Genomic DNA, 25,621 nt, shown 5'->3' on the forward strand with positions numbered 1-25,621 from the left:
CCATGGCGACGATCCTGGCCGTGCTGATGCAGGGCGCGGACTGGCCGCAGATGGCCCGGCAGCTCGTCGGCCTGCAGCGGGCCGACGTTCACCTCGGCACCTTTCTGCCGCAGATGGGCCGGATGACGGGCGGGGTCCACCAGGCCGTCACCGCGAACAATGGCGCGCATCAAGGCCGAGGGCCCGGCGTGGCCGGACATCGCCGCCGCGATGGCACGTCTCGATGCCGCCGGGGTCGATGTCACCTGGATCCTCACGACCCCCACCGTGCAGGGACTGGCGTGGACCAGGCCGTCGCTGCCGTCACCGAGGCCACCGCTCCCCGGCGGCGACTCTCGGCGGTCGCCGTTTTCCCTGCGGGTCCTGCACCCGCGGCGGGTGCCCGGGTACTGGCCGACGACCCGTGGGCGGCGCCTACGACGGGTCCCCGGCCCCGCCGCCGGCCCGCCCGATGTTCGAGGAGGGCTGCGAGCTGTCCCGCACCGGCGGACGGCAGAAGCTCCCGAGCCCCTCCACACGGCAGCCGCCCTTGAGGCCCCGCCCGGCCGGGAGCTGACGCATCTCGTCCGTTGCACTTGAGTGCGTGGGGTCGCCCGGTGAGGAGGAGAATGTGCGGCATGGCCATGGTGAAAGACATCGATGTTCGCGGTATGCAGCACTGTGAGACCACGGCACTGGGCATGCTGCTGCGACATGAGGGACTTGACTTGTCCGAACCCATGCTGTTCGGGCTCGGCTCCGGGTTGTCCTTCCTCTACTGGGACAGCAAAAGCGTAGGCTTTCCCTTCCTGGGCGGCCGGGTCAAGCCGTTCGAGCTCACCAGGAACGTGACTGCCATGCTCGGACTTGAGCTTCTGGTCGGGGAGACCACCTCCCCGCGCAAGGCGTGGCAGAACGTGGCGGCACCCATCGACGCCGGTCGGCCGGTCGGCCTGCAGCTCGACAGCTACCACCTGGACTACTTCAGCACCAAGGTGCATTTCGGCGGGCACGTCGTGGCCATGTTCGGTTATGACGAACAGGACGCCTACCTGCAGGACACCGCCCCGCAGGGCGGAGCCGTCTCGACCAGTCTCGCCAGCCTGGCCAGGGCCAGGGCCGAGCGCGGCCCCATGACCGCCAGGAACCGCTCCTTCACCATCACGGCGCCCCGCGGCCTGACGCCACCCCAAGAGCGGATCATCCCCGCGATCACGACCTGCGCCGACGCCTTCCTGCACCCGCCCATCGCGAACCTGGGCCACCGGGGCATCGCGAAGGCAGCCGAGCAAGTGCCGAAATGGCTTCAGCGCAGCGACAACCCGCTCGAGGACCTGCCGCAGACCGCAATCCTCATGGAGAGGGCCGGCACCGGCGGCGCCCTCTTCCGCAACCTCTACCGGGACTTCCTCGCCGAGTGCGCCCAACTGATCGACAGCAACCACCTGCGCACTGGCCACAGCCTGTTCACCGAGGCCGCCGCCCTCTGGACAGAAGTGGCCACACTCATCGCAGCAGCAGGCACATCCGGTGACGCGAACCAGCTCGTGCGGGCCGGGTCCGTACTCAGTGAACTCGCGCGTATCGAGCGCGATGCGATGAAGGCACTCACCATGCTCTAGTAGTGCTTTGTTACTGAGGTTTTCAGGGTGGGGTCGGTGGGTCGATGGTCAGGTCGGTGGCGGTGAGGCAGCCGTCGATCAGGTGGGGCCGGAGCTGGATCCTGCGTAACTCGCGGCGGAGTTTGCGGTCGAGGTCGTCGGGTGTGTCGAAGGCGGTGTTGGCCATCGCTCTGCGCACGAGTGACCAGACGGCCTCGACGGGGTTCAGATCGGGTGCATACGGAGGGAGCCGGACGGTGGTGAGTCAGTCGTGTTCGGCCTCATACCGTTTCAGCCCTGCTGCTGGCCAGGTGGGTGTTGAGATTGTCCCAGACCACCACGATCGGGCCGCCGAGCTGGATGTGTGCCCGTACCAGTAGGTCGCGGTAGTCCTTCCAGGAGAAGCTCTTGCGTGCACCCTTGAGCAGGAGATGGGTGCGGGGCCGGTGGATGAGATTGGCCGGACCTGCGGAACACAGGGCCTCCATGCCGCCCTCGCGCCAGGCACGGCCAGCGTTCCACCGACCGCACACTCACCCGCAGATCCTTGGCGATCACCGCGGTCTTCTCACCCGCCGCGAACCGCACGCCGGCCTGAAGCCGGATGCCTTCACGAAACGCCCGACGCTCAGCGGTCAGGCCCCCACCCTCCGGATAACGCATACCACCGGCATACCGCAGGGATCATGAACCGTCGCTCCCCGACGACAACCCGAAATCCTCAGTAACTGCATGAGGTGTCTTTCAAGGAGGCCTCGGGTGCCGCCGAGGTCGCCCACCTCGTGTGCGCGACCTTGAACTCCCTGACGACACCGCCCTCGGAGACGGCCGCGCCCGCGTCTCGGGTCCGTGTCTCCTCGACGGCGGCCCGCTCCCGTTCCACCACCACGCCCGCTGTGGCCCCCGGACAGCAGGCTGCGACGGAAGCCGCGGTCCCCGCCCATCGGCAACAGGCCGCGCCGATCAGGGGCGCGGGGCGTACGCGGTGACGGTGGCGGCTCCCGCACCGGGACGTCGCGGGCGCGGGGCCCGCTTCCGGGTCCGGCGGAGAGTACCCGCCATCGGGCCACGGCTACCGCCCCCGTGAACCCAATCACGGATTTCAGTTCTGTCAGTCCCGCTGGCCCTAGAGGGACGGCCCGCCGACGGCGCTCCGTTCCAGTTTTCTGGAACAGGTGAGGGTGGTTGCGGGGCAATCACCAGGCGGTGACTGACGGTCGGGGTGATTGGCCCAGTCGGTTACGGCGCTGGTGCTGGTTGGCGATCCATACCCCGGTGTGGTGCTTCCCGGCCCCGTCCGGAGCGCTCACCGTGGGACCTGTCCGGGGTGGTACCGCCACCCTCCTGTTCCGGGTATTGCGCGCGGGCCTGGATGCCCTTGTGGAACGCTTCCGCGCCGGCGTGGAAAAGGTCGCGGCGCCCTTCGTGGGCGCCTTGCGGGCCCGTACGACCCGCGCCGGGGTGACCCCGAGCGTCCTGAGCCGGGCCTGCTGCCCGGCGCCGCACCGAGGCCGGCTCGATTGTCGCGTATGCCATGGTCACCATCGATCTGGCGTGTCCAGGGCTGTGTAGATCCGCTAATCGATCAGCGGCCCTCCGCGAGTCGACTTACGGAGCCAGGAGGGCCTCGAGGCCCTCCTTCAATGCCTGGCCGTCCGTGCTTGGCCAAGGCCACTTAAGAGGCCACGCGGATAGGCGGAGCAATGCCCTGGCGTAAACCGCAGATCGCGCGCATGCGTGCGTGCGAGCATGAGTCCATGTGGTCACGACTGCCATTCGGGGACGAGCTTCGGTCCGAGCTAGGTTCACCTCGTCGGGCTCGCCGACTGGGAAGCAGCCCGCGATCTCGGGTATGGCGGGCCGAGCTGTCCGGCACACCCGTGGTGGTCAAGCAGCTCATCGACGCTCCGGAGGCGGCTGAGAGGTATGCCCGCGAAGTGGCGGCGCTGAAGCTCGCGTCCCGGGTTGACCCGCCCGTGGTGCCGATGCTTCTCGCCACCGATCCGGACGAACGTGTCCTGGTCCTTGAGCACTTGGATCACCAGCCGCCCCGCGAGGGCTGGGTGGTTGACTACGCCGCGGCACTGGCCAGACTCCATGCGGCCACCAGCACCGACGACACAGGCACACTCCCCGGCTGGTCCGGCCCAGCCCAAGGCGACATCGACTCCTTCCTCGAACTTGCCGGGGCGCTCGGCGTCGCGGTTCCGACCGGAGTCCGAGCTGAGCTGGACGACCTGGTAAACCGCCTGGCTGGCACACAGGGCCATGCCCTGCTGCATGGCGACCCCTGTCCCGGCAACGACATGCACACCAGCAGCGGAGTTAGGTTCATCGACTTCGAGCAGGCCGCGCTGGGCAATGGGCTCGTGGAACTCGCCTACCTGCGCATCGGTTTCCCGACCTGCTGGTGCGTCACGGCCCCGACACAGTCCCTGCTGCACGCAGCGGAGACCGCCTATCGCGCGACATGGCGCGACGCGACGGGCACCGATGCCCAAAACGATCTCACCGATGCATGTGCTGCCTGGCTGCTACGAGGCGACGCACTGGTCCAGCGAGCCGAACGTGGAACCGTCGACCACTTGGCCGAGATCCCGAACCGGGACTGGAAATGGGGCACGGCAACGGCCCGGCAGCGACTCGTCCACCGTCTCGGAATCGTCAGCCAGATGGCCGCTGATGGAAGTGAGCTCAACGGCCTTGGACAACTCGCCGCTGCCATCAAGGGAGCCATGCTCACCCGATGGCCCGCGCTTCAACCACTGCCCCTGCAAAGGCCGTAAGGGCGCCGGCCCGCAGCCTGGCCTACGACGTGGCCTCGAACCACAAGCCATGGAGTTGCGACGCCCCGTGATCACTGGGAGACCTGTGCCTGCGCTGCCATCATGGCTGACCAAACCGCTTTGGGACCAATTCGCGGCCTTGTTGCCCGAGCGGCCGGAGTTCCGCCCGGACCATCCGCTCGGCTGCCACCGCCGACGCATCAGCGACCGGGTCATCTTCGACAAGCTCCTGCAACTGCTGCGCTTCGGCTGTTCTTACGAGGCGATCGCCGACACGGCCTGCTCGGCCACCACGATCCGCAACCGCCGCGACGAGTGGATACAACTGGGCGTCTTCGCCCGGCTCAAGCAGATCGCGATGGAATCCTACGACCGGATCGTCGGCCTCGTCCTCGACCAGATCGCCGTCGACGGCTCCATCACCAAGGCTCCTGGAGGTGGCGAGGCCGCCGGACGCTCACCGGTCGACCGCGGCAAACAGGGCCTCAAACGCTCGGGCATCACAGACGGATACGGCATTCCCCTGGGGCGTGTTCTGGCCGGTGCCAACCGCCACGACTCCCCACTGCTCGCCCCCACCCTGGACCGCCTGGACGACCTCGGCCCGTTGCCTGAAGACATCACCGTGCACCTGGACGCCGGCTACGACTCCGACAAGACCCGCGCGCTGCTCAACGAACGCGGCTTCCACGGCCGCATCGCGCACAAGGGCGAGAAAGCACCGATCCAGGCCAGTCGACGTTGGCACGTAGAGCGCACCCATGCCTGGCAGAACGCCTTCTACCGCCTCGCCCGCTGCTACGAGCGGCGCACCACCGTCATCGACGCATTCTTCGACCTCGCCGACACGATCATCACCGTGCGTAGCCTGATCCGGCGGGCATGGACCACTCACCGCTGGGACGAACGACCGAACCGCAGACCATGACCGTGCGCCTATCCGCGCGACCCCTAAGGCGTCAGGGCCGGCCCGGTGTGCGGGTCGGCCCTGACGTGTGCGGCACTCGCGCGCCAACGCGGTGCTGCGTGTGTCCCTGCTGCGGAGTCACCTACTTCAGGGTTCCGCCGGTTGCCCGGTCGGTGTGCGCCCCACGGTGCCCTGCCGCGGTCACGGGAGGCAAGTTTCCTTTGGACGGGGTTGGACGAATGGGTGCGGTCGTGCGGGTTGGGTGGGCGCTGCAGGGGGCCTGTTGGGGGAGCGGTGGGGAGGGGCGCCGCGGCTCTGGGGAGGGAGAGGGAGGTTTGTGCAGGTCAGAGCGTTCCGAGGGTGCTTACGTGTGTAACTTGCGCGGCGGGGACACCAGTGGACGAATGAAAGGACATTCCACCCTTATGGGATGTGGTCGTGGGCTTGTGGGCTCCGGGTGTCTGTGACTGTCTGTCATGCTTGTGGTCCCCGGCGAGGCGACGCCAATCGCCCCTGGGGGAGCGCCACTTGGCGCGGAGTCACCGATAACGGGAGGGCGCTGTCCCGCGCCCTCCCGTCCCACTACTTCAGGGGCGCCGGGTAGCTGGTGTCCCGGGCAGGAGATGTCATGGGAGTACATCCGGAGCCGGCCCGCTCGGGCCTGGCGCAGCGAGACACGGGCGGGCGGGCGGCCGCGGGGCTGACGATGCCGCAGGCGGTCGTGATCAGTGTCGTGGTGCCGGTGGTGTTCGTCGTGGCGGTGGTGCTGAGCCTGCGGGGGATGGCGACGGGGGAGATCTTCCGGTTGCTGGGCGGGGCGGGCTTGATCGCCATGGTCCTGGTCGTCGCGGTCACGCCGGGCGGCCGGGGCGCGGTGGCCGCGGCCGCCCGCGCCGCGCTCCAGGCCGGCCGGTAGAGGGGAACTGGGGTCATGGGACGACCTGAACTCCCCGTCGACCAGACCGTCCCGAGCCGCGGGTCCCTGGCCGCCGCGCTGCGCGAGCTGCGCTCCGCGGCGGGGCTGTCCTATGACGAGCTCGCGGTACGCACCACGGTGCCGGCGACCACGCTCAAGCGCGCACTTTCGGGGCGGCGCGTTCCCTCCTGGGAAATCGTCACCGCGATCGCGGAGGCATGCCATGCATATGAGGGCCTGCTGGTGGAGCTGTCGATGATGGAGCTCAAGGCTCTGTGGAAGGAGGCCCGTATCATCGAGCGGGGCCGCCTGCAGGAACTGCGTCGCCCCGCATCTCCGGAGCTGATCACCTCGCTGGGGGCGTTGAGCGAGGCGCTGGTCTACTTCTACGAGAAGGCCGGCGGACTGCCGCTGCGCCGCTTGCGGGAACTGGCGGGCGGGGCGCATCTGCTGCCGGTCAGCACGGCCTGGCGGATCGTGAACCGTCAGGCGCTCCCGGCCAGCCGACAGCAGTGTGTCGCCTTCCTGACCGCTTGTGGGATCAGGCCGCACTTCGTGGAGCGCTGGGCGGACGCCTACGACCGGGTCACCGCTACTCCCCGCCCCCTGCCCGGGACACAGCGCTGGGAGGACGCGGTAGTGGCCTTCAGGAGGGACGCCGTGCGCCCGGAGCGCTCCGCCAGTCTTGGGGCCGTCCGCCTGGCAGACCTGGACCGCGGGCCCGGCCGGGCGGCACGTCTGCAGGGAGAGGAAATCTTGCGGGACCTTCTACGCGAGCAGCGCCCTCGCGAGGTTCGCATCGTCGAGCGTCCTCGCAGGCTGCGGCCGCCGGCGGCATGAGGCGATGAACCGCGTCCGCCAGTTATGCGCTTCAGGCCGTCGGGAGCGGCCCGGCGGCTGAGGTGGGCTGGGCGAGGCGTGAGCCGAGGCGGAAGCGCATTTCACCCGCGGCTGCGCGTACCTCGATGGAGGGGGTCTCTTCTTCCAGGGCGCCGAGCAGCATCATGACCGCTCTGGCTTCGTCGCTGGTGAGGAGCTTCAGCCGGGTGTCGGTGACGGCGTCCAGGAGCACGCCGAGGAAATCTTCGTCATCCATGTCCATACCGGAGAAACGCCGTACCGCGGCCAACGGTCACCACCGCAGCGTCCGACGACACGCCGGTACCCGCGCCCGTGTCCCGGGTTCGTGTCTCCCCGACGGCGGCCCGTCCCGCTCCACTACCACCGCGGCCGCTGTGGCCCCTGGCCAGTCGGCGGCGGCGGAGGCCGCGGTGCCCGCTCATCGGCAGCTGGCGGCGCCGACTCGGCGTGCGGGGCGGGGCCGGTGACCTGGCGCGCCCTGCCTGCCGAAGGCAGTCACACCTTCGGCGCCGTTGCCCCGACCCCTCAGCAGTATGCGGAAGCCGAGGACGCAGTCTGCCGTCTCCAGAGCGCCCTCGCCTGCCTTGCCTCCGCCAAGTCCTAGAAGCAGGTGGGGAGCTCGGCGGATGCCGCCACCGTGCCGCACGATGGCGGCTCGGCTCGCCAGACCGCCCCGCCCGCCCCTCGGATGGATGACGCCCTGGACGCCTGCCGGGCCGGGCCCGCCCCGGCGGATGCTTGGAAGGAAGGACGGCAAGGGAGACTCCAGGATGACCTTGAATCCGCCGGTGGAGCCGATGTTGGGGCAGGCCGCCGAGGTGATGCCGCCCGTGCGTCCGCTCGGTTTGGGGGTGGCGTATGAGCAGAAGTTCGACGGGTACCGGGCGCTGGTGTTCACCCCGGCCGGGCCGGGTGGGTGGGGGCTGCTCCAGACCCGCCGCGGTGCTCTGGTCCAGGGCGCGTTCCCCGATCTCGTCGCGGCTGCCGGGGCGCAGCTCCCCGCCGGCCTGGTCCTGGATGGCGAGCTGCTCGTGTGGGACAGCGAGGCCGGCGCCCTGTCGTTCGAGGGGTTGCAGCGGCGGGCCGCCGCCCGCACCCGCAGCGCTCCCGCGCTGGCCGCGAAGCTGCCGGCCCTTTTCGTGGCGTTCGACGTCTTGCAGACCGACGGCCAACAGCTGCTGCACCTGCCCTACGTCGAGCGCCGCGCCCGCCTGGAGGCCCTGTTCACCGACCACGCCCTGACGGCCCCATGGGCCCTGTGCCCGATGACCACGGACCCGGCCACGGCCCGGGAGTGGCTGGAGGTGTGGACGGACGTGTCCGGCGTAGAGGGCATCCTCTGCAGACCCCTGACCAGCCGCTACATGCCGGGGCATAGGGGGGCGTGGACCAAGGTGCGCCGACGGGACACCACCGAGGCGGTCATCGGCGCCATCACCGGCGCCCTCACCCGCCCCCAGCTCCTCGTCCTCGGCCGCCACGACCCAGACAGCCGGCTGCGCACGGTCGGCCGCACCGTCCCGCTGCGCACGGAGGCGGCCCGCCTGGTCGCCGAGCACCTGACGGCCGCCGACCCCCGCCACCCCTGGGAAGGCGTCACGTTCGCCGCGACCTGGGGAAGCCGCGACGTCCTGGACGTGCGCCTGGTCCGCCCCGACCTGGTGGCCGAGATCAGCGCCGACCGCTCGACCGACGGGGGCGGCGTATGGCGCCACCCAGTGCGTTTCCGGCGGCTGCGCCTGGACGTGGGTGTTGAGGATGTTCCCCGGTTCGGGGAGGGGCCGGCCGCCGCAGTCGGCTGACCGGATCCGGCACGGTCCGCAGGGTGTTGCGGGGCTAGGCGACCGGAATTGTTGCCCGTGCAACCCTTGGAAATTCAACTGGTTTGGCTGGGTTGCGTCACAGGAATGGGGCGCGGAAGCTGAAGAAGGACAGCTGCTCAGCCTGTCTCAAGAACTGGCGTTCCTGCAAACCTACCGGGTTTCGGTGACGACTATGGCCGTGCGCCGCAAGCTGCGAGCTTGCGGGGCCCCCGACCTGGTTGGGGATGATTCCAAATGAAACTCTGCAGTTCCAAAATGAATAGGCGTGCCGCTTGCTGCGCCGTAGCCGTAAACGCGTTCTGCTGGAGCATGGGAGGCTCGGCAGGGGCAGAACCGTTCGCGCCGGCGGAGAATAATACGTTTTATGAGATTCGAGTCGCGCATTCAGATCTGTGTCTAGATGTCGCATGGCAGCAGACGAATCATGGGGCGGGCGTGGTCCAAGGTAATTGCACGGGTGCGCCCAATCAGGCATGGAAGCTGATTCCCTTGGGGGGCGACCGCTTTGCGATCCGGGCCATGCACTCTGATAAATGCCTGGATGTGGAGGGGGGTAGTAAGGCCCATGGGGCGTCTGTCGTGCAAGCTAATTGCGGCAGCGGCGACAACCAAGCTTGGGGATTCTATGGAGGGCCGGGGTATGAGCGTAATTCCGATGGGCAATATATGCCACGGGTGGGCGCGAACTATAAAGTAATGGCTAAGCATTCGGGGCATTGTCTCAATGTGAAAAATGCGAGCTTGGCGCATGGTCAGCCAATTGTCCAGGCCTACTGCACTGCTCCTGGCTATCACGAACAGTGGCGCCTGGTGCCTCGGTTCTAGACAGTTCGCCTAACCTGCTGTGGATCTCGCCCGCCCCGCCGGACCGCACCCATGACCTCACCGCGGCCCGTACCCACCGGATGATCCGGATCTGCGAACGCCAGGGTGTCCCCGTCCTCGCCGACCGTGCCTACACGGGCGCAGGCCCCTTGACCAGTCTGGCGAACTGATCCATCCGCAAGCCGGTGAACGTCTCCACCCACACCGGCTCAGCCCGCAACACCCCACCCATACAGGCAAAATGCCCCGAACCGAGCCTTCTGCAACACCCTTTAGGGCTGCTGTTCAGGCCTGGATCTCGTTGACGAGCATCCGCAGGGTGAGGCTGTGTTTCTCGGGTGGCAGGCGTCCATGGCGGTGGTGGCGTGCGCGATGCCGCCCGCCCTGTCGCCGGATCTGGCGAGCATCAGGCCTCGGTGGAGTTCGAGGTGGGTGGCGAAGCGCGGCAGGCTCGCGGGCAGCTCGGCAAGGGCCTGGTCCTGCGCCTGGGTCGCGGCTTTCTCGTCGCCGAGGCGGGCGAGGAGCAGGGAGCGGAACAGGTTGAGCCGCCACCAGGGCACCGCGTAGTCCGAGGTCTGCTCGTGGGAGCCGGCCGCGTCGAAGACGCGGCGGCCCTGGGTATCGAGGGCGCGGGCGGCCTGGTGGTCGCCGCGGAGGGCGGCGGCGTGGGCTTTGCCGTAGATGGCGTTGAGCAGGCCGAGTGAGGGGCGGTCGCTGATGGCCAGGGCCTGGTCGGCGAGGACGTCGGCGACGCCGAGCGAGGCCCCCTCGTACCCGAGGGCGATGGCGGCCCGTCCCCGCACCCACACCCGCGCGCCCGCATCACCCGACTCGTCGGCGGCACTCGCGGACATCCGGTACCAGCGCACCGCAGCATTGCCGTCCGATCCGGGGAACGTCTTGGCGTACAGGGTCATCAGCCGGGCCGCCGCCGACCACAGCCGGGGCGTATCGAGCTGCTGCTGAATGACGACCAGCTCGCCCGCGACGCGGCGCTGAATGTCGGCCGCGCCCATCGACATGTAGTCGGTCGAGCTGGAACACCGTGAATCCGGTCGCGTACGAGGCAACCCGGCGTGCTGCCTGATGCGGGCTCTCGGCGTCGGTGGCGGCGTCGCATCCGTGTCCGCAGCGTTCTGGGCGGGAGTCCTCGTCGGGCTCGACACCACCGCTCCCGTCAGGGAATCGGCGACGGTCGCTATGTGGGCATCGGCCGCCGTCGCGGCCGGGCTGCTCGGTGGCATCCCGTACGTGGCGTGGTCGGCCGTCCGAGAAGCGGCCCGAACCCGAGGCTAACCAGCCGATCAGCCCGCCATCGTGCCGTGCGTCAGCAGCGGATCACAGGAGGGTAGGACGGGCGGAGGGCGGCGACGCGCTTCTCTTCCGCGATCCGCTCCCGGTCCCGGACGAGCGCGTCCTCTCGGGCCTCCGGGGAAACGGGCTCACCACAGGTGATCGCTGCCGTGTCGCCGACGGCGGCAAGGGAGTACCGGATGGGGGAGCGCGTCGCGCGCGTCGGCAGACGCAGACGGGCGACGCCGGCCGGGAGTTCGGCCCGCGCCGCTCCGTGCCATCGGATCCACAGCGCGGGACGCCCGCGCAACGCCTCGTCGCGGAGCTTGTCCACGGCGGTGCCGATGTCCTCACGATCGATCTCCACCGCGATCGGGGGACCGTCCTCACGCAGCAGCCGGAGGTCGAGGTAAGCGGACCACGACGGCCGCCACACCCTCCGGCAACCCATATCCATCGGACGTGGCGGGTCGATGTAGCGCATCGGCGCCTCCCAACGGCACTTCCAGCCCGAGGCCTGCGCCCAGTCCGCGACCGCGCGGGTGATGGCCGGGGTCGCCTCCATGGCGGTCACGCCGGCGAAGGCGAAGCCGGTCTCGGACAGGTACGCGCGTAAGGAGACGGCGAGGCTCTCGGATACATACGCCGTCGGTTCGTCTGCCATCCGCTGATTCTCAGGCTTGCCACTGACAGTGCGCGGCGCATCATGCGAATCTACAGGCCGTCCCTGTTGGGCAGTTGGCGTATCCGCAGGTCGCTCGGGGGGAGTACCGTCCGGTTGAGGAGTCCAGACCGGAGAGGTGCCGTCATGACCCATTCCCCTGACACTGGCATCGGGGCGCGCGTGCGTGTGGCCCGGATCGCGGCAGGCCTGACGCAGGCGGAGATGGCCGGGCTGGTGGGCCGCTCGGAGCGCTGGGCCGAGGACGTCGAGGCCGGCCGTCTCCCGCTGGACCGGTACTCGCTGATCACGGCCGTGGCCACGGTCTGCGAGGTCGACGTCGTCTGGCTCCTCGGACAGCCTTACCGCCTGCGCCGCGAGCAGGGCTCCGCCGTCCCGCACGTGCCCGCGCTCCGCGCGGCGCTGCGCCGGTCCTCGCTGATCCTCTCCGGCCACCCCGGTCTCGTGCCGTCCGGGCCGGCCGCCGATGTCCAGCGGGTCCGGGACCAGGCCGCCGCCACCAACCGGCACCGCCAGGGCGCGAACCTCCCTGCGGTCGCAGGCCTCCTGCCCGCTCTGTTGGAGGACCTGAACACCACGATCCTGATGCACGAGCGCGGCACCGCCGAGTGGGACGAGGCCCTGCGCCTGCTGGTCGACGCGGCCCGCAACGCCCGCCAGACCCTCAACCAGACCGGGCTGCCCGATCTGGCGTGGGTGGCGGCGGAAGTCGCTGCCGGGGCCGCGACCCAGCTGGACGACCCGATCGTGAAGGCCGCCGTCGCCTGGGACCGGTGCGGCGCCCTGCTCCACCAGGGCTCGGCCCGCGAGACGCAGGCGGTCGCCGACGCCGCCCTGCGCGATCTGGAGACGATCTCGGCGACGGGGGACACCGACGCCCTTGTGCTGGAAGGCGCTCTGGTGCTGCGTCAGGTCGTGGCCTGCGCACGGGCCGGCGACGCGGAGGGGGCCTGGAGCCAGGCCGGTCGTGCGCTGGAGGTCTCCGAGCGTCTTCCGGAAGGCCATCACGATCTGCGGTGGCAGACCGTGTTCTCGCGGGCGAACGTCCTGGTGCACACCACCGAGGCCGGTGTCGAGGTTGACGCCCCCGACACCGGACTGTCGTTCGTCGATGACGTCGACGTCGCCGCGATGCCGAGCCGGGAGCGCATCACCCACTACCGGATCGACGAGGCGCGGGCCATGCACCGCATGGGCCGCTCCGGCGACGCCGTGGTCACCCTGCGGGCCGCGGCGCAGCGCGCCCCGCACTACGTCCACGCGCACCCGATGGCCAGGGAGCTGGTCGGCGACATGGTCCGCCGGGGCGTCCCGTCGCAGGCCGTCGCCCTGTCGGGGCTGGTGCGCGGGATGGAACTCGTGTCCTGACATCGAAGCGCATATGCCAGTTGGGCGGCTTACAGAAATCCTGTGGGTCGCCCTTCTGGTTGAGGGGGAGCCTCATGCCGTGACCATCACCTACGGTTCCCAACCGGGCACGGGGGGCGACATGGGCGACACCCTGCACATCCTGCACGGCCGCGACACCATCGAGAGCGCCGCCGCCTACCGGCGGCTCGGCTGGCCCGTCGCGATCGGGCACCGTCAGCGCACCGGCTCCGGCTGCACCTGCCAGGGCAGCCCCGAGGCGATGCCCTGCGTCACCCCGGGCGCCCACCCGGTCGGGGACGCCGTTGTGCCGCTGGAGAGCGGTGACGTCACCGCGGCGTTCGAGGCCGCCCCCGGTGCCGGAGTAATCATCGCCTGCACGCGGTTCGATGCCCTGGTCGTCGCGCACGCCATCGGCATGGGCGTCATGCTCCGCGCCGACGCGACGAACCTCCACATCCCTTGCCTGACCGCCGGGCACACCACGGCGACCCTGCTTGTCGAAGCCAGCACCGGCACCCTCCTCGCCGACTGCCCCCAGGTCGACGTCCGCTCGGGACCGCAGAGCTGGGTGGCGATGCCCCCTTCCCATGGCATCCGCTGGGACACCGCCCCGGACGACGACCTCCCGCTCCCTCACGCCGCCGCAGTACGGCCGCACCTGGCCCTGGTGCTCAAGCTCGCCATCGCCTCCCGCGCACAGGGATGACCGCGGTGGCCGGCCGCACCAGACGCCGCCCCGCCAAAGTGTCCGCGCCGTACCAGGTGGGAGACCTGGTGCGCGGACCCGAAGCCCTTCCCCCGGGCGACTACCGCACCCCCGCGATCTACGAGGGGGAAGTCGTCCAAGTCGGCAGCGGCTGGGACGGCGTGGACGCGGCCAACGCCTACCTCTGGGTGCGACTGCCGGACCGCACGGAGCGCAGGCTCGCCATAAGGGCCTGTGTTCTTCTCACCCGGGGCGACCAGCCCGCCCCGTGAGCCGCCCGTGCTGCCTGATCTGCACCAGCGTGCGGGGCTCAGTCTGGTACGCCGCAGGTTCGCCTTTTCTCGCGCCTGCGTGAACAGCAGAGCGGTCAGGTCCTCACCACGGACCTGGCCGCTCGTCCATGGGGCTACAGGTTGGGCTGGTGCCCAGTGCGGTTCAGGAACTGCCGGGCACCGCGCAGTGTGGTGTGCAGGGTCCGTTGGGTTGCCCGGCTGTCGAGGCGTACGTCGAGTGCGCCGGGAAGGGTGCTGCCGGCCCGCAGGCCCGTGGGCAGCCGGGAGGCATCGAGTCCGTCCCGCTCGGCGATGAGCACGCCAAGCTCGTGACGGCTTACAGAGTCGGGGCCTGCGAGGTGGTGGACGCCGGCTGCGTCGGTGGCCGCCAGTTCCAGGAGGGCGGCAGCCAGGTCGGTGACGTGCACGGGGCAACGGATGTCGTCGGTGAACAGCGCACCGTCGCGCGTGCCGTCGGCGAGTTCGTGCACCAATTTCTCGTGGACAGACCGCCCGTAACCGATGATCAGCGATGTCCGGGCGACAGCGGCCTTCGGATGCACGGCGAGGACGCCGGTCTCGGCCGCGGCTTTGGCCGCGCCGTAGGGGGTGACGGGGTCGGGGAGGCTGGACTCGTCGTAGTGGACTCGCGCGCCGGAGAACACTGCGTCGCTGGAGACGTGGACCATGCGGGTTCCGTACGTCGCCGCGGCCATCGCGAGCCGGATGGGGCCCTCTGCCGTGGTCGCCCAGTCGGCCAGTCCGCTCGACGCGTTGAGGACGAGCTGCGGGCGCACCTCGGCCATGATGGCGTCCAGGCGTCCCGAGTCCCGCAGATCAAGGTGGCGCCACGCGGTCGGGGAGGCGGGACCGGGCTTGGTTGCGTACGTCGCGACGGTCGTGTGCCCCGCTGTTCTCGCCTGCCGGACCAGCTCGGTCCCGAGGAATCCGCTGCCGCCGACGATCAGAACTGTCATCACGACACCGTAGACCGGCTCCACGACGATGAAGGCGGTCACCCTCGACTTCGGGTGGCCGCCTTCATCGTCAGCGTGCTGGTGGGGGAGGCCAGACGTAGCGGACGTCCGGCTCGCGCTCGTCGTTGCGCAGACCATCCGTTCGCTCGACCGCGATGAAGCCGTGGCGCTCGTAGAACCGGTGGGCCGATTCGTTGACCTGGAACGTCCACAACGCCAGTCCGTCCGGCTGCCGCTTCTTGGCCAGTGACATGAAACGGTCGCCCAGGCCCCGCCCGCGCCACGCGGGGTCGAGGTAGAGCTGTTTCAGCTCCTGCCCGTTGAGAACCATGAGCCCCACCACGCTGCTGCCGGTGACCGCCACCCAGGTCTCGTACTGGGGCACGAGCACGCGGGCGAACCAGTCGCGTACGTCGGCTTCGTTGTGGGCGCAGCGCACGGTCGGCAGTGCGGCGGCGAAGGAACGCAGCCACAGGTCGGCCGCGGGGCGTGCGTCGGAGTCGTCGGCGCGACGAAGAAGGACGTCGTCACTCGTCATGGCTGGGCACCTCCGGCTTTTGAGGGCGTTGATGACGGGATGCGGGCCTCATCCTCGGGGACCGCCGGTTCTACTTGCCGGGTCGTCCGAGCTGGTGGACAGTCCAGCCGGCCGTGCGCCAGGGCTCGGGGTCGAGGGTGGTGCGGCAGTCGACGAGCAGGGGGCCGGCCGGACGGTTCACGAGGGCGTGGGGGTCGGCCTGCCGGTACTCCGGCCATTCGGTGGCCAGGACGACGAGGTCGGCTCCGTCGACGGAGGCGGACAGGTCGTCGGTGTACTCCAGCTCCGGGTTGCGGGTCATGGCGGAGGCCACAGCCTGCGGGTCGTGAACGGTGACGTTGCCGCCCGCCTGCTGGAGGGCGTGGGCGAGGGCGAGGGCCGGGGACTCACGTACGTCGTTGGTGCCGGGCTTGAACGCGGCGCCCCACACGGTGACTCGGGTCCCCCGGACGGGACGGTCGCCCAGAGCCGCGCGGATGAGGTCCATGGCGACGTCGGTGCGGCTCTCGTTGATCTTCTCGGCTGCGCGCAGGAGGGTGGCGGCCTGTTCGGCGCCGAGCTGGCGGGCGGAGGCGGTGAAGGCGCGGACGTCCTTGGGTAGGCAGCCGCCCCCGTAGCCGATGCCGGGCCTCATGCCGCCGGACCCGATCCGCGGGTCGATGCCGAGGATTTCCACGATCTGGGAGACGTCGCCGCCGGCGGCTTGGCACATGTCGGCGACGGCGTTGATGTAGCTGATCTTCAGGCCGAGGAAGGTGTTCGCGGCGCCCTTGGCGAGTTCGGCGGTCTGCGGGTCGGTGACGAAGATCGGGATGCCGGCGTCCAGGATCGGCGCGTACACGGCACGGAGCGCTTTCTCCCCCTCGGCGCTGGTGACGCCGGCAATGAGGCGGTCCGGGCGGAGCGTGTCCTCCACCGCGTGGCCCTCGCGCAAGAATTCGGGATTCCACACGACCTCGACACGCTGGCCAGCCGGGGCAAGGCGCTGGGCGAGAGCCGTGACCTGAGCGGTGGTACCGACGGTCACGGTGCTCTTGCCGACGATCGTGCACGGCCGGTCGAGGTGGGGGGCGAGCTGGCGGATGGCGCCGAAGACCTGTCCGGTGTCGTAGGAGCGGCCGTCCGCGTCGATCGGCGTACCGACGCCGATGAAGTGCATCTCGGCGAACTCGGCAGCCTCCCGGATGTCGGTCGTGAACCGCAGGCGCCCGCTTCCCGTGTGGCGGGCGAGCAGCTCGGGGAGTCCCGTCTCGTAGATGGGGCAGTGGCCGGAGTTCAGGCTGTCGACCTTGGCTTGGTCGACGTCCACACCGAGGACCTCGTGACCCAGTTCGGCCATCGCGGCCGCGTGCGGGATTCCGAGGTGTCCGCAGCCGATTACTGAGATGCGCATTCCTTGACTCTCATCCTTGAGGGGCCCGTACGTACGGGGGCCGGGGAACAGCAGCCCAGAGGCTAGCGCCGTTCCCCGGCCCGAAGTTCACGTGTTGTCTGCGTCGAGGCTCAGCAGTCGCTCCAGCTCGCTGATCGCGGCGGCGGCCGTCTGCCGAACGACCACGTCACCGGTCTGCGGCGCCTCCAGCGGGTAGTCGAACCACGTGCCGTCCGGACGGGGGAATCCCTCCGGGTCGACGAGGAACACCTTCAGTCCGGCCGCGCGGGCCCGCTTGGCCACCCACCGCCGGTCGGCGTGCAGCCCGATCACGACCAGGGCCTTCGCGTCGGGGTGGAAGGTGACCGGCGGGATCCGCTGGTCGTAGCGGCGCATGAACTGCTCCTCGAACCCGGCGCGCGCGCCCAATCCGTCGAAGTTGTTCGTGATGAACGGGCCGACCAGGTGACCGGCCTCTTCCATGCGCTTGAGCGCGTGCAGAGCCGGGGTCACCTCGGCGTCGAAGCACGCCCGGTACATCTCCGAGAGCTCGCTGACCTTCTCCTCGGTCTGGAGGAACATCTCCGTGAGCAGAGGGTCCCGGCCCGGGGCGAGGACGAACGTGAAGCCCTTGCCGAGCAGCTCGTCCTCGATCTCGTTGACGTGGTAGATCTCGTGGAGCCGGTGCAGCGGCGGGATCCCGGCCTCGTAGGAGACGCCGCAGCCGACCTCGACCTGGAACGGCAGGAAGTCGGTCAGTTGCGCGAGGTTGTCGGCGTAGACCGGCTGCCCGAGGGTGTCCTTGACTCGGACCCCATGTGCCAGGACCTCCCAGGGCCGGCGGCGGATCGTCCGCGGCGGGAAGGTGTTGAGCGAGGTGAACGTCGTGTCGATGACCTCGTAGTCCGCCGGAAGCTTGCGGCCCGCCCGCAGGTCCTCCGGGTGCAACTCAACGCGGATCATGTGGACGCGAAGGTCACCCAGCTCGAAGCGGCCCGGCCCGACGTGCTTCCAGCCGCCCTCGGACAGCATGGCGTGGTTCTGCTCCCACGCCTCCTCGATCTCGGCCCGCGGCGCCGTCACCGAGTGGTAGAGGTACATCTGCGTCATGGCGAGCGCCGGCGCCGCGGTGGTGTCCACGAGCCCGTACTGGTGCCAGTAGTGGACGATACGGCGGCGCGCGTCACCCTCGCCGGTCCAGCCGGAGTTGGCGGCGGTCTCCTCCTGCTGGGTGCGCCGCCAGATGCCCTCCTCCTCGAACCGGGGGCGGTCGGCGGTCACGCCGTAGAAGTCGTGCCACTTGCGGAGCTGGGCCTCGTCGAGCTGGTCGATGACCGTGACGGGAAACTGCATGTCGTGTCCTCGATCTCTGGGTCAAAACGGTCCGCCCCTTTGGGAGAGGAGCGGCGGGAGGGCTAGCTGAAAGCGGCCACCGCGTCGGTGAGCGCGCTGGTCAGGAAGTCGATGTCCTCATCGCTGGAGTTCAGCGGGGGCGCGACGACCAGGCCCTCGCTGCGCGGGTCGCCGGCTCCGGTGAACGGGTAGAAGAAGACGCCGCGCCGCTCGCACTCCTGCATGAGGGGCCAGAGCAGGCCGGGCGCGACCTCCACCCCGTACAGGTGGCCGACGCCACGGACATCCCGGACCGGCGCCCAGGAGGCAAGGGACCGCAGCGACGTTCCCAGACGCTCTCCGCGAGCCGTGAAGGCGCCGAAGTCCACGGACTCCAGCTCGTCCAGGACCCCCAGGCAGGCCGCCGCCATGAGGGGATGGGTGGCCATGGTGCCCATCGCGGGCAGCGGGTCCGCGTCCTTGTGCCACAGCAGCGGGGCGATCTGCGGCGACACCAGCACCGCGCCGACGGCGGTGTAGCCGGCCCCAAGGCCCTTGGACAGGATGACCAGGTCGGGTTCGCACCCGTCCCAGTGATGACTCGCCAGAGGCGTGCCGGTGCGCCACAGCCCGGTGAGGACCTCGTCGTGGATGACCAGGACGTTCCGCTCCCGGCAGATCTCCGCCACCCGCCGCAGGTAACCATCCGGCGGCATGAAGGCGCCGCCCGTGGTCCCGTTGATCGGCTCGATCAGGACCGCGGCGATGTTCTCCGCGCCCCTGCTGTCGATCGCATGCGCGACCTCGTCGGCACAGGAGGCATCGCAGCCGTGCCCTTCATGGGCGTGGCCGTGTGTCGGCGGGTAGGGAGCGGGGAAGGCGGGGCCGAGACCGTACCGGTCTTCAGGGCGGGGGTTGCGGATCTGGTTGCCTGCGACCCCGAGGGTGAACATGCTGTTGCCGTGGTAGGACAGGTTGGACGTCAGGATGTCTCCGCGCCGCTTCCCGTCGCGGATGCGCACGATGTTCCGCGCCAGGCCCACCGCGACCTCCACGCCGAGCGTCCCGCACGTGGTCAGCGCGACGGAGTCCTTCGGCCGGCCCACCGCGCGGCACAGCCGGTCCATCAGCTCCAGCTGGATCTCGGGCCGGACGACGGCGGCCCCGCCGAACGAGTAGCGGGAGAACTGCCGCTCGACGCGGGAGAAGACCGCCCGACTGCCCTGCCCGACGTTCACGCAGAGGAGGCCGCTCGATCCGTCGAGGATCCGGCGGCCGTCGGCGCGGTGCAGCCAGGGGCCGTTCGATCCCACGACATCGAAGTCCGGCAAAGGCCTGGACGACGTCAGCAGACGTTCGCGACGCTGCAAGTACCGATCCACGGAGAGTCCCTTCTCGGGAGTGCTCATTGGGTGGGTGGGGTGCGCGGCGGTGGTGGACCGCCGCAAGTCCAAGACCACCGCACCAGGACGCGGTAAAACAGTCCGTAGCCATAGGGCTGCAAGGAGTTTGCATCTCGTGCAAGTTCGGACGGCCGCGTGCCGAGCCCCCGCTCTGCGGGGGGCCACGCAGCCTGGCTACACCAGGACGGGGTTATGGATGCAGTTCGAAAGCCACAGGTGACACCCACGGCGAGGGCCGCACCCGGCGAGGTGGTTCGCAGAACGCGTAGAGCCCGCGGCATGACTCTGGCCAAGCTCGGGTCGCTGACTGGCTACTCGGCCGCCCAGGTATCCCGCTTAGAGCGCGGAAAATCCGCCATGACCGACCTCTCTGTGCTCCAGAGGTTCGCCCGGGTGCTCGACATTCCACCGCAGGCCCTCGGCCTCGCACCGACCACAGGCGCCCAACCGGACCCGAGTCAGCCAACTGGCCCGTATCCCAGCCTGCCCACCCCTACTCTGGGAAGCCCAGGCCGCGAAGACAGAGAGGACCCGGTGCGCACGCGAAGGCAACTGCTAGCGAACCTCGCTGTCACCGCGGCCGCCGCAATGGGAGCCCCTGTCGCTGGCGCCGCCTCGACCAAGACCGAGGAAGCGCGACTCGGCGAGACGCTCGTCGCCGGGCTGCGCGACGCAATGCTGGGACTCGGCCGCACAGCCCCCGACGCACCCCTGGACCTCCTCGCGGCGGAAATGCACCGCGCCTCGGCCTACTTCGACGACTGCGCGTACTCCAGTCTCGCCCTACGGCTCCCACGCCTGATCTCCGCCGGGCACCAGTCCACCAGCGCCAGTGGCACCTTCCCCGTGCTTGCGCAGGCCTACCTCCTCGCGACGCGAATCCTCATCAAGCTCGACGAGCCGCAACTCGGCTGGATGGCAGCCGACCGCGCCCGGCAGTTCGCGGCCGCCGGCGGAGCGCCCATGGCCGTCGCAGAGGCGGCCCGCCAGCAGGCCGTCCTCGCCCGCAAGGCGGGATGGCACGACCAGGCCCTGACCCTCGCTCTCAACGCCGCCGACGACCCGGCTCTGCGCGAACTCGGAAACGCAGGGATCGCACAGCGAGGTCTACTGGTCCAGTGTGCCGCCTACACCGTCGCCCACCAACGCGATCAAACCGGCATGCGCGAGCTGACCAGCGAGGCCACCGCCATCGCCAAGAGCCTCGGCGCAGTCACCCACCTTCGGGACACCAACGGCGGCTTCAGCTGGGCAACCGTGCAGCTCCACCTGATCTCAGCGGAGAACACCGCCGGTGACCCTTCTGCAGCCATCGCCGCCGCCGATGCTCTCGCCCCCCAAGTCCTCCCCACCACGGAGCGGCGCGCGCTCTACTTCACCGACCGCGCGAAGGCGTTCGCTCAGTGGGGCCGACGAGACGAATGCATCCGCGCCCTCCTCCAGGCCGAATACTGGGCCCCTCAGGAAACCCACGCCCGCCCAGCCGTGAAATCCCTCGTCTCCGGCCTGCTGCTCTCCGGGCGCACCACACCCGAGCTCCGAGGCATCGCCGCCCGTACCGGAGTCCTCCACAGCTAGGCCGTTTCGTTCAGATCATCTGATCGTTGGTCCGCGAATCGTCCGTCATAGGGCTGTCCGCCTTCGAGGGGCGAAGGACACAGGCGGGCGTTCCCGTTCCGCCAAGCGGCGGCCATAGTGCTCAATCAGGGCAGAGCACGGGCATGAATAAGCCGTGAAGGGCTGCGACGCTGGGGTCGGGAGTCTCCTACGCCGCCAGTGGGGCCCCGTTAGGCGTCCCTGCCAGCGCTGTCTCGGCGGAAGGCAAGTTCTTCACGCCGGGCCCGAATACCGTCGTCAAGAGGAACGCGGTTCCCGCCGACGCCAGCACGATGTCGGTCGAGTCCGCCTCTCCTGTCACCCCGGGGCCGGCAGGTACCGCGGACTTTTACACGATCAAGAACGCGCACTGGATCGCCCAGTCCTGCGGGACCGAGCTGATCCAGCAGACGAGCGGTCAGGGGAAGACCGCGCTGGTCCTCTAGGTCGACAAGAGCATCGCCGCCACCGTCACCAAGGAGATCAGCGTCGACCTGAAGTACATCTCGGCCGGCATGGGCTGGAGCGTCACCAGCAGCTACGAGGTCAAGAACGAGACGCGCTACGAGGTGCCGGAAGGCAAGTGGGGGACCGTGCAGGCCTTCCCCTCTCTACGACGTCTTCGAGGGTGACGCCCACGCCGGCGTGGGCGGCGGCCTGCCCACGGGCAAGAGGGTCTGGGCGTACAAGCCCGTAGGCGTCTGCTTCAATCAGTGGACGTCGTCAAGAAGTTCCTGTCATTGCTACATGAGTAAGGTGCAGCCCCGATGGCTCGAATTGGGACAACTCTAGTCGTTGGGGCTGCATTCCTGTTACTGCTCACGGCGTGCGATGGCGAGTCAGGCTCCCGAGCTGATTCCCCTTCGAACGATGACCGGCGTGTACCACTATCAGACCTGGAGCCGATCTCGATCGCGGATGACCCGCTGGCCGAAATAGGCGGAGCGGTAAGGATTCTCTCCGAGGTCCAGTACGAGCAGGGCCGCCTCATCGCATACGTGAAAAACGACTCCTGCGGAATCGTCGCAACAGCGACGCACGACGCCAAGGAGGAGAAGATCGCGCTCTCGTCGGAGTGGCCCCCAGGCGACGAGGGCAGCACCACCTTCCCTGGGGGCCCCTACAACAGCGCCTCCGGTGCCGGTGGCACGAACACCTGGGCGTCCCTGCTGTGCGGCAAGAACGCCATGGTGATCGAGTACACCGCGGGCCAAGGACGAGCCCCCCGGCAGAGCCGCGGGCAGACCGCCGTCGCGCAGGTGCCCGGCCAACCCACAACTTCACGGCTCATCATCGGCGCCCCCGGAACGCGCAACGAGATCCAACAGCGGTCTGCAGGCTGAAGGCCCCGTGGCGTATTCCTGAGGCGAGACCGCTAAGACCGTGTCCTATGTGGTGAGGCGGACGAGGCGTTTGTAGCAGCAGATGGCGGCGGCGAAGCCGAGGAAGGCCAGGTAGTTGCGGGGAGGACGCTCGTAGCGGTGGTTGAGCCGGCGGTAGCCGGTCAGCCATGACATGGTCCGCTCGATCACCCACCGACGGCGGCCGAGCCGCTCGGAGGACTCGATTCCTTTGCGGGCGATGCGGACGCCGATACGTTTGCCGTGCAGCCATTTTCGCAGTTCAGGTATGTCGTATGCCTTGTCTGCGTGCAAGCGTTGGGGCTTGAAGTAGCGGCCGCGGTGGGGGTCGTGTCTCGTTTGGTGACCGAGCACCATCGGCTTCAAGGCCTGGCTGTCGTGGGTGTTGGCGGCTGAGACGCCGACGACGAGGGGCAGCCCGTTCGCGCCCGACAAGACGCGCATCTTGGAACCCGGCTTGCCCCAGTCCACGGGGCTCGGACCTGTGAGTTCGCCCCTTTTTTAGCCCGGACATGAGCGGAGCCGAGGACCGCTCGGGAGAGATCGAGGAGGCCCGCGTCTTCGAGCCGGTGCAGGATCTCCTCGTGCAGCCGGCCCCAGACGCCGGCCCTCGACCAGATCAGGAACCTGCGGTGTGCCGTCGACTTCGATATCCCGAAGCAGGGCGGCAGAGCCCGCCAGGCACACCCGCTGACCAGCACATAGATGATCGCCGCGAACAGCGTCTCATCAGGCGTGTCCTGCGTTCCACCGCCCTGCGGCCACACCCTCGACGGCGGGATCAACGGCTCCGCGATCTCCCACAACCCGTCCGGAACAATCCAACTCCACGTACCCCGCCCCATACCGAGACCAACGACGCCTCACCACATAGGACACGCTCTAAAGAGGGTGTCGGACTGGCCTGCGAGTTGGCGTGAGAGGGCGGTCTGCCGTCGCGTCTCGGCCGTGCGCCACTGCCACAGGGCACCTGCCCCTGCGAGGAGGGCCATGGCCAGCAGGCTGGCCAGAATCGCGTTGAGCCGCTGACTGCGGCGGATGGCGGCCTGCTGGCGGTGCTTGCCAGCCGTGAGGAATTCGGTGATGTCGGCCGGCAGCCGCCGCTCCTTGGACCAGTCGAGCCCCTCTGCCAGCGCTGCGCCCGTGAGTAGGTCCTCCTCGCTCTTCCCATCGGCCCAGCGGGTCTGCTGCTCTCGGGCTCGTACGAACCACTCCTGGAACCGGCGGTCCTGGGCGATCCACTTGCGCAACGTGCCCCAGTCCCGGATCAGCGCGTCGTGGATGAGCTCGGCAACAGGCTCGGCCGCAGGTCCCTCCGGTGTGCGAGTGATGATGATGCGGCGCTGGGTCAGCGCGGCGAGGACCGTGTGGACGGCCTCGGCTTGGACCGGCGCCCCCCCGCCTTGCGCATCGTAGGGGCCGGCCGCCATGTCGTACAGGTCCCTCAGGCGGACCGGCGCACGTATGGCGGGGACGTTGTGGGCGGGGGCGTCGGGGCGCACGAGCGAGGTCAGGATGCGCTGGGCGATGGGCTGGTGGTCCTGCGGCATCTGATTGAGCGCGGTGTCGCACCATGTGGTCAGGCTCCCGGTCACACCGCCGATGCGCCGGTACGCGTCGTGGGTGAGGGATCCGTCGTGGCGCCGTTCCCACAGCCTCTTCAGCGTCAGTTCCAGCAAGGGCAGCCCGGTGACCGGCGCCCTCCCGCTTCCCGTCCCTGGCGGGGCGGCCGCCAGCACATCGGTGATGATCCGCTCGGGAAGACCGCTTTCGAAGCGGGCGCCCACGTTGTGGGCCGGGAGCTCGATGATGTCGTGCAGGTCGTCCCTGCTCAGTGTGCCCGGCACGTTGAGCAGGCCTGGCGTCGCCGCCTCCAGCAACTTGGGGGCGACCGCGGCGAGCTGTGAGTAGAAATCGTCGCGCATGACAAGGATCACGCTCAGTGCAGCAGGCGAGGCAATCGCCGTCGTGAGGGCGTCGGCGGCGAGGCTGCAATCCGGTTGGGTGAGGAGCTCCTCGAACTGGTCGATGACGAGGACGACGCGCTGATGCCCTGGCTCTGCCGCGAGCCTGCGGGTCACGGCGTTGGCGACCCCCTTGCTACCGGCTTCCGGCAGCCCCGCGTGCTCCATCCCGGCCGCCAGATCCCGCCCGGGGCGCAACAGAAAGAGGATCGTGGGCCGGAAGCGGAGCATCGTCACCGACGCGCTCGAACTCCTCCTCGCCGTCCTGGTCACGGCGGCGAGCGTGCAGGACTCCGTCGTCGGCACCGAACTCTTGGACCAGGTCGCCGTCGGCCACCCCGGGATCCGGAAGGCTTGGGTCGACGGAGGCTACCGCCAGCACCTCGTCGAGCACGCCGCGACCCTCGGCATCGATATGGAGATCACCGCCCGCAAGCCCGGTACCAGGGGCTTCACCCCGATCCCGAAGCGATGGGCGGTCGAGCGGACCTACGGCTGGCTCATGCTCCACCGCCGCCTGGCCCGCGACTACGAAACCCTGCCCAACCGATCCGAAGCCATGATTCACCTCGCCATGACCGTGCGTGCGTTCCGCCCAGTCGATGCCGCAGTAGATCAAGTTCTTTCCCCTCCCAATGATCGGGTGTTTGTACTGGTCACGAGCTCATGCGGGACCACGCAGCGACCTAATCCCAGGACTCGACCCGAGGGTCGGTCCGCCACCTCAGTAGCCGTTCGTGGCACCAGCTCGCTCCACGGGCCTCGGTCTATGCGGGAGCTCGAAGCGGCTCGGGCGTAACGAGAGGTCACCGTGGCGCGGGCTCGCACCGCCAACACCAACGAGTGATCAAGGCGATGGATGTTGACACTCGAAGGCGCCGAACGCTGTCCCTCTGGGCAAAGGCATCAAGGGCCGGGTGATGAGAAGGCATCCGTCCGGCGCCCGCGGGCGCCAACAATCATCACAGTGGCGGAGGACGGGGAGGCGCCGAGACCCGCACGATCTCCGTGGAGGCATCGCATGCCCGCTTACGGATAGACGTCGTCTCGACACCC

23 protein-coding genes and 6 pseudogenes are annotated in these 25,621 nt (G+C 69.3%); 16 read left to right on the forward strand and 13 right to left on the reverse strand.

The annotated features are described in order from the left end of the window. The coding region (locus ACZ3X1_RS36050) for a hypothetical protein (RefSeq protein ID WP_467283612.1) at positions 1-257 on the reverse strand (257 nt) is incomplete at its 3' end. A 360-nt stretch (positions 258-617) separates the two neighbouring features. On the opposite strand from ACZ3X1_RS36050, the gene ACZ3X1_RS36055 reads away from it, so the two are divergent. Then, complete coding sequence (locus tag ACZ3X1_RS36055; protein ID WP_467283614.1) at positions 618-1,601, forward strand: BtrH N-terminal domain-containing protein; 984 nt, start codon at positions 618-620, stop codon at positions 1,599-1,601. Between the two features lie 22 nt (positions 1,602-1,623). Here ACZ3X1_RS36055 and ACZ3X1_RS36060 read toward each other — a convergent pair. After that, positions 1,624-2,243, reverse strand: a pseudogene (locus ACZ3X1_RS36060) (transposase). Between the two features lie 1,094 nt (positions 2,244-3,337). Here ACZ3X1_RS36060 and ACZ3X1_RS36065 point away from each other — a divergent pair. The 4 genes from ACZ3X1_RS36065 (at position 3,338) to ACZ3X1_RS36080 (ending at position 7,029) form a co-directional block, all read left to right on the forward strand. Then, positions 3,338-4,366 carry a phosphotransferase family protein gene (locus ACZ3X1_RS36065; RefSeq protein ID WP_467283616.1) on the forward strand — a complete coding sequence of 343 codons (1,029 nt, stop codon included), beginning with the start codon at positions 3,338-3,340 and terminating at the stop codon, positions 4,364-4,366. A gap of 85 nt (positions 4,367-4,451) precedes the next feature. Continuing rightward, positions 4,452-5,294, forward strand: coding sequence for an IS5 family transposase (locus tag ACZ3X1_RS36070; RefSeq protein ID WP_467283618.1), 843 nt, complete (start codon positions 4,452-4,454; stop codon positions 5,292-5,294). A gap of 607 nt (positions 5,295-5,901) precedes the next feature. Continuing rightward, a complete protein-coding gene (locus tag ACZ3X1_RS36075; protein WP_467283620.1) occupies positions 5,902-6,189 on the forward strand; it encodes a hypothetical protein in 288 nt (95 codons plus the stop codon). Positions 6,190-6,204: 15 nt separating this feature from the next. Further along, positions 6,205-7,029: a helix-turn-helix domain-containing protein gene (locus ACZ3X1_RS36080; protein ID WP_467283622.1), complete on the forward strand. Its 825-nt coding sequence runs from the start codon at positions 6,205-6,207 to the stop codon at positions 7,027-7,029. 31 nt (positions 7,030-7,060) lie between these two features. Here the strand turns inward: ACZ3X1_RS36080 and ACZ3X1_RS36085 are convergent, their stop codons facing one another. After that, positions 7,061-7,285: a hypothetical protein gene (locus ACZ3X1_RS36085; RefSeq protein WP_467283624.1), complete on the reverse strand. Its 225-nt coding sequence runs from the start codon at positions 7,283-7,285 to the stop codon at positions 7,061-7,063. Between the two features lie 535 nt (positions 7,286-7,820). Between ACZ3X1_RS36085 and ACZ3X1_RS36090 the strand changes: the two genes are divergently transcribed. The 3 genes and pseudogenes from ACZ3X1_RS36090 to ACZ3X1_RS36100 all read left to right on the forward strand — a co-directional run. Beyond that, positions 7,821-8,852 (forward strand): ATP-dependent DNA ligase, encoded by a 1,032-nt coding sequence (locus tag ACZ3X1_RS36090; RefSeq protein ID WP_467283626.1) that lies wholly within the window; start codon positions 7,821-7,823, stop codon positions 8,850-8,852. A gap of 330 nt (positions 8,853-9,182) precedes the next feature. Next, positions 9,183-9,698, forward strand: coding sequence for an RICIN domain-containing protein (locus ACZ3X1_RS36095; RefSeq protein ID WP_467283684.1), 516 nt, complete (start codon positions 9,183-9,185; stop codon positions 9,696-9,698). 11 nt (positions 9,699-9,709) lie between these two features. Beyond that, a pseudogene (locus tag ACZ3X1_RS36100) lies at positions 9,710-9,844 on the forward strand (IS5/IS1182 family transposase); the annotation flags it as partial. A 2-nt stretch (positions 9,845-9,846) separates the two neighbouring features. Here the strand turns inward: ACZ3X1_RS36100 and ACZ3X1_RS36105 are convergent. The 3 genes and pseudogenes from ACZ3X1_RS36105 to ACZ3X1_RS36115 form a co-directional block, all read right to left on the reverse strand. Then, positions 9,847-9,930 (reverse strand): annotated as a pseudogene (locus ACZ3X1_RS36105) (IS5/IS1182 family transposase); the annotation flags it as partial. A 53-nt stretch (positions 9,931-9,983) separates the two neighbouring features. Continuing rightward, positions 9,984-10,729: pseudogene (locus ACZ3X1_RS36110) on the reverse strand (XRE family transcriptional regulator); the annotation flags it as partial. 296 nt (positions 10,730-11,025) lie between these two features. Beyond that, positions 11,026-11,655: a hypothetical protein gene (locus tag ACZ3X1_RS36115; RefSeq protein WP_467283628.1), complete on the reverse strand. Its 630-nt coding sequence runs from the start codon at positions 11,653-11,655 to the stop codon at positions 11,026-11,028. Between the two features lie 144 nt (positions 11,656-11,799). Between ACZ3X1_RS36115 and ACZ3X1_RS36120 the strand changes: the two genes are divergently transcribed. The 3 genes from ACZ3X1_RS36120 (at position 11,800) to ACZ3X1_RS36130 (ending at position 14,022) form a co-directional block, all read left to right on the forward strand. Then, entirely contained in the window at positions 11,800-13,041 is a 1,242-nt protein-coding gene (locus tag ACZ3X1_RS36120; RefSeq protein ID WP_467283630.1) for a helix-turn-helix domain-containing protein, read from the forward strand. Between the two features lie 79 nt (positions 13,042-13,120). Continuing rightward, positions 13,121-13,750: a hypothetical protein gene (locus ACZ3X1_RS36125; protein WP_467283632.1), complete on the forward strand. Its 630-nt coding sequence runs from the start codon at positions 13,121-13,123 to the stop codon at positions 13,748-13,750. Between the two features lie 5 nt (positions 13,751-13,755). Continuing rightward, positions 13,756-14,022 (forward strand): hypothetical protein, encoded by a 267-nt coding sequence (locus ACZ3X1_RS36130; protein ID WP_467283634.1) that lies wholly within the window; start codon positions 13,756-13,758, stop codon positions 14,020-14,022. 134 nt (positions 14,023-14,156) lie between these two features. Here ACZ3X1_RS36130 and ACZ3X1_RS36135 read toward each other — a convergent pair whose 3' ends face one another. The 5 genes from ACZ3X1_RS36135 to ACZ3X1_RS36155 form a co-directional block, all read right to left on the reverse strand. Continuing rightward, positions 14,157-14,999, reverse strand: a complete 843-nt coding sequence (locus ACZ3X1_RS36135; RefSeq protein WP_467283636.1) for an SDR family oxidoreductase — start codon at positions 14,997-14,999, stop codon at positions 14,157-14,159. A 70-nt stretch (positions 15,000-15,069) separates the two neighbouring features. Further along, a complete protein-coding gene (locus ACZ3X1_RS36140) occupies positions 15,070-15,537 on the reverse strand; it encodes a GNAT family N-acetyltransferase (RefSeq protein ID WP_467283639.1) in 468 nt (155 codons plus the stop codon). A gap of 70 nt (positions 15,538-15,607) precedes the next feature. Then, on the reverse strand, positions 15,608-16,930 hold the full coding sequence (locus ACZ3X1_RS36145; RefSeq protein WP_467283641.1) for a UDP-glucose dehydrogenase family protein: 1,323 nt from the start codon (positions 16,928-16,930) through the stop codon (positions 15,608-15,610). Positions 16,931-17,017: 87 nt separating this feature from the next. Then, on the reverse strand, positions 17,018-18,262 hold the full coding sequence (locus ACZ3X1_RS36150; protein WP_467283643.1) for an SIR2 family protein: 1,245 nt from the start codon (positions 18,260-18,262) through the stop codon (positions 17,018-17,020). A 62-nt stretch (positions 18,263-18,324) separates the two neighbouring features. Continuing rightward, positions 18,325-19,554, reverse strand: coding sequence for an aminotransferase class III-fold pyridoxal phosphate-dependent enzyme (locus tag ACZ3X1_RS36155; RefSeq protein WP_467283645.1), 1,230 nt, complete (start codon positions 19,552-19,554; stop codon positions 18,325-18,327). A gap of 282 nt (positions 19,555-19,836) precedes the next feature. On the opposite strand from ACZ3X1_RS36155, the pseudogene ACZ3X1_RS36160 reads away from it, so the two are divergent. The 4 genes and pseudogenes from ACZ3X1_RS36160 to ACZ3X1_RS36175 all read left to right on the forward strand — a co-directional run. Continuing rightward, positions 19,837-20,049 (forward strand): annotated as a pseudogene (locus tag ACZ3X1_RS36160) (helix-turn-helix domain-containing protein); the annotation flags it as partial. A 183-nt stretch (positions 20,050-20,232) separates the two neighbouring features. Continuing rightward, positions 20,233-21,222, forward strand: a complete 990-nt coding sequence (locus ACZ3X1_RS36165; RefSeq protein ID WP_467283686.1) for an XRE family transcriptional regulator — start codon at positions 20,233-20,235, stop codon at positions 21,220-21,222. A 311-nt stretch (positions 21,223-21,533) separates the two neighbouring features. Further along, entirely contained in the window at positions 21,534-21,686 is a 153-nt protein-coding gene (locus tag ACZ3X1_RS36170; RefSeq protein WP_467283647.1) for a hypothetical protein, read from the forward strand. A gap of 552 nt (positions 21,687-22,238) precedes the next feature. Then, positions 22,239-22,583: a hypothetical protein gene (locus ACZ3X1_RS36175; RefSeq protein ID WP_467283649.1), complete on the forward strand. Its 345-nt coding sequence runs from the start codon at positions 22,239-22,241 to the stop codon at positions 22,581-22,583. Positions 22,584-22,628: 45 nt separating this feature from the next. Here the strand turns inward: ACZ3X1_RS36175 and ACZ3X1_RS36180 are convergent. After that, positions 22,629-23,446, reverse strand: a protein-coding gene (locus ACZ3X1_RS36180) for an IS5 family transposase (RefSeq protein ID WP_467283650.1) whose coding sequence is annotated in 2 segments (ribosomal slippage) — positions 22,629-23,098 and positions 23,098-23,446 — 819 coding nt in all. Because the reading frame shifts where the segments join, the coding sequence is not laid out codon by codon here. Positions 23,447-23,464: 18 nt separating this feature from the next. Further along, positions 23,465-24,796 (reverse strand): nSTAND1 domain-containing NTPase, encoded by a 1,332-nt coding sequence (locus tag ACZ3X1_RS36185; RefSeq protein WP_467283688.1) that lies wholly within the window; start codon positions 24,794-24,796, stop codon positions 23,465-23,467. On the opposite strand from ACZ3X1_RS36185, the pseudogene ACZ3X1_RS36190 reads away from it, so the two are divergent. After that, positions 24,768-25,145 (forward strand): annotated as a pseudogene (locus tag ACZ3X1_RS36190) (transposase); the annotation flags it as partial. The gene ACZ3X1_RS36185 and the pseudogene ACZ3X1_RS36190 overlap by 29 nt on opposite strands. Positions 25,146-25,621: the final 476 nt, after the last annotated feature.

The sequence above is a fragment of the Streptomyces sp. NPDC023541 genome, assembly GCF_055559995.1.